This window comes from Sulfuricurvum sp. (genome assembly GCF_028688295.1).
In the GTDB taxonomy this organism is placed as follows: Bacteria; Campylobacterota; Campylobacteria; order Campylobacterales; family Sulfurimonadaceae; genus Sulfuricurvum.
Genome location: NZ_JAQTYM010000119.1, coordinates 1 through 3,737, shown reverse-complemented (window position 1 = coordinate 3,737; position 3,737 = coordinate 1). Strand labels below are relative to the sequence as shown.

Annotated in this window: 4 protein-coding genes; 1 reads left to right on the top strand and 3 read right to left on the bottom strand. The window is 36.4% G+C overall.

What is annotated here, in order from left to right; translation table 11 throughout:
- Positions 1-35 precede the first annotated feature (35 nt).
- Both PHR02_RS13315 and PHR02_RS13310 read right to left on the bottom strand, forming a co-directional pair.
- Complete coding sequence (locus PHR02_RS13315) at positions 36-473, bottom strand: protein tyrosine phosphatase family protein (RefSeq protein WP_299992759.1); 438 nt, start codon at positions 471-473, stop codon at positions 36-38.
- Between the two features lie 6 nt (positions 474-479).
- On the bottom strand, positions 480-1,166 hold the full coding sequence (locus PHR02_RS13310) for an SDR family oxidoreductase (RefSeq protein WP_299992758.1): 687 nt from the start codon (positions 1,164-1,166) through the stop codon (positions 480-482).
- Between the two features lie 321 nt (positions 1,167-1,487).
- Between PHR02_RS13310 and PHR02_RS13305 the strand changes: the two genes are divergently transcribed.
- The gene (locus PHR02_RS13305; RefSeq protein WP_299992757.1) at positions 1,488-3,302 is read left to right on the top strand and encodes a PAS domain S-box protein; all 1,815 of its coding nucleotides are present in this window, start codon (positions 1,488-1,490) and stop codon (positions 3,300-3,302) included.
- Here PHR02_RS13305 and PHR02_RS13300 read toward each other — a convergent pair.
- Positions 3,287-3,737 (bottom strand): winged helix-turn-helix domain-containing protein (locus PHR02_RS13300; protein ID WP_299992755.1); only part of this gene is annotated, 451 nt, incomplete at its 5' end. The genes PHR02_RS13305 and PHR02_RS13300 overlap by 16 nt on opposite strands.

The following is a 3,737-nucleotide window of genomic DNA, read 5'->3' as shown; positions in this document are numbered from 1 at the left end:
TTTTTGAAATTCATTGCATCTTTCTCCTTATCTCTCTATACTTGATCAAGATTCATAAACCGTTGCCATATTTCATTCGGTTCCCATGATGGAAATATCACTTTTTGTGCTTCCGTAGGGCTAAGACTTCGTGATTTACGTAAGTAATGATATAAAAAAGCTGATGCTCTATAGTTTTTTACACAATGTACCCAGATTTTTTTATCCGAAATACTATCCATAATTTTGATAAATGACTGCAAATGAAAAAGTTCAGGTACATCAAACGGAACAGGAATATGAATATAAATCATGTCGTTGGAGGTAACTAAATGACCTTCTGAAGGTATTACATTTTCTGAATTTGGCATAGCGAGATTAATAACTACATTATAGCCGGCATCAGCGATTGCGGCGAATTCAGATTCGTTAGGCTGTCCTGATGAAGCTATATTTTCGGTAATTTGCATACAATTTAGAATTTCACTTAACATAGCTCTTTACCTTGGAAACGATCCGTTATTAATATCAATCACACTTCCATTGATGTATTCCGGTGATTCGGTAGCGAGCCAGACCATCGTTTTGGCTATCTCTTGCGGATGAGCGAAACGTTTGGTAATGACCGACTTTAAAAATGCTTCTTGTCGCTCTTTGGGTATCACATCCAGCATATCCGTTTCAACGGGACTGGGTGCTACTGCATTAATGATAATTTTTCCCTCAAAAATTTTTGAAAAACTCTTGGTAGCATTGATTAGTGCCGCTTTTGTCATCCCATACCAGATATCAGGATGTCCGATTTGTCCGGCAATCGAAGCATTATTCACGATACGACCGCCAAGTGGCATCTTTTTGGTAACTTCTTCGATCAATTTGATAGGAGCATGAAGATTTAACTTCATCATCGAATCAATCTTTTTAGGAGTGTAACTGTGATGGGGGATCGAATACATCACTCCTGCATTATTGATCAAAATATCAATCGGAGGAAGCGATGTGACAAGCATGGGGATTTCATCCACTTTAGTCAAATCAAATTCGATCTTTTGCACGGATGTATGATCTTCAAAATCACTAAAATCACGTGCTACAACAATAACTACATAACCCAATGCCACAAAGATTTTGGTTGTTTCTAAACCTATACCTTTATTTCCACCAGTGATTAAAACAGTTTTTTTCATAATAAGGCTATCCTATAATTATAACATTCATTTTTTCTTGCTATGTATAAATTTTTCTTTTAGCATCCAACGAAAAACTAAAAAAAGTAATCCAAGCACAAAAACTAATCGAAGGATTAATGTTATTGGATTTGAGATAAATAATAAAGGTATTTTACCAGGAAGTATTAGCTCAAACAATGTTCTAATTTCCCATGTCCCTTAAATATTCTTATCTCATTATAAGTATTTCTTTACTACAACATCTATTGACGGTTCTTTTAGTTAAACTATTGAAAATAAAATTTATTATGTACGACTAAATATCACAAATGGTGCTAAATGACAAAAGATATATTTGAGCTAACCTTTGAAAAAGCAGCAATTGGAATTGCGCATGTCGATACAAATGGAAAGTGGCTTCGTGTAAATACACAGTTATGCCGTTTTCTAGGATACAGTGCCAAGGAGTTGTTTGAGTTAACCTTTCAAGACATTACCCATCAAGATGATCTAGCATTTGATCTAAAACATCTACATCAGGTCCTCCGTGGCGAGATAGAGAGTTTTAACATTGAAAAGCGGTACATCCGCAAAGACGGTACACTAACATGGGGACAATTGAGTGCCTCGTGTGTTCGAGATTCCGAAGGAAAAATTAACTATTTCATCTCCGTAATCGCCGATATCAACGAACAAAAACAGCTCGAATACAATCTAAAAAGAGCCGAGCACCTCGCTAAACTCGGTCATTGGACATTGGATTTACAAACAAATGCTCTCTTTTGGTCTGATGAAATTTACACTATTTTCGAAATCGACCAAAATCAATTCGAGGCAACGTATGAAGCATTTTTAAATGCGATCCATCCGGAAGATCGAGAGATAGTCAATCAAGCCTATATCCGATCACTACAGACACATGAAAGCTATCAAATCGTTCACCGTTTACTACTAAACAACCATAAAATCAAATTCGTTTTAGAACAGTGTGAAACCGTGTTTGATGGAGAGGGAAAAGCACTCTCATCCACAGGTACGGTTCAAGATATCACACGGCTACATGAAACCCATCAGATGTTACTGGAAAGTGAACATTTTTACCGCACCATCGTATCCTCCATCGATGATACAATTTTAATTTTAGAAGACAATATTATCGTTGATTGCAATCCTGCTTCCATATATCTTTTTGAAAAATCTAAACAATCCCTGATTGGGACTAACATTCTGGAGCAACCATTTTGTTTGATCGAAAGTACAGAGCAAACATTCAATCAGTGTTTAATTAATGCTTATCATGGCAATGTGACTCATGTTCAATGTTCATTGCTTTTTAATCGTGACCATAAAACCAATAAGATTGTGGAAATAACATTGGCTAATTACGGTAACGAAACCCATAAACTCATTTTGATAGCCAGAGATATCACGCAAAAACTTGAAGAAGAAAAAATATTTAAGATACATACGCGACAAGCTCAAATGGGGGAGATGATTTCAATGATTGCCCACCAATGGCGTCAACCGCTCGCGATTATCAACGCACTTACCTCACAGCTTAGAATCAAAGAGATGCTCAAAGAGGATGAGGATCCAACATTAATCGCTCAGCTCTCTAAGATTGAGCAACAAAGCCTCTACCTCTCCCAAACAATCTCCGACTATCGCGATTTTTTTCGCCCTGATAAGCCCCTAGAAACTATATTGCTCTCTGACTTAATTAATCATGCACTTGAACTTATCGATCACACCATCAAAAGTAAAGGGGTAACCGTTCGACATTGTGTCAATCATCCTGTCTATGTTGATACTTACCGAAATGAGTTGATCCAAGTCATCGTTTCATTGTTCAAAAACTCATTTGACGCGTTTGATGAAAATGCTGTCACAAATCGTATTATCCAAATCGATATCTATCGTGATGATCTATATGGTATTCTTAGCATCACCGATAATGGTGGCGGCATGACAAAAGAGATATTAGATAAAATTTTTGTCCCTTATTTCACAACTAAAAATCATACAGAGGGGACAGGATTGGGGATGTATATGAGCAGGATGATTATTGAGGATCACTGTCATGGCAAATTAGATGTTTCAAGTAACAATAATGAAACTACCATTAACCTGAAGCTCCCTTATACTAATTTATAACCAATTTTTGAAAGATTTTTAAGATTGGAGTCATCTCCCATTTTTTTGCGTAATCGTAAAATTAGATTTTTAAGAGCACCATCGGACATATCATCTTCGAGGGTGTTTGAAAACACTTCGTAAGGGATCACTTGAGCTCTATTGTGAATCAATAACTCCATCGCATGAATTTCATTTTTTGTCAAAACGGTAATTTCACCGTTCGTATGGAGAAACGATTTTGAGAAAAAATCATACATGATATCATCGTTTATTTTTGCCATCAAAAGTCCCTGAGATTTGAGACGATCTACGGCTAAATAGAGCACTTGGATCAGAGCGTTAAACTCGATTGGTTTACGAATATATTCAATCAGATTCAGTTTACACGCTTCGAGTAAATCAGAGGTCTCAACGGAACCGGAGACGATAACAATCGGAATTTTACTATTATGG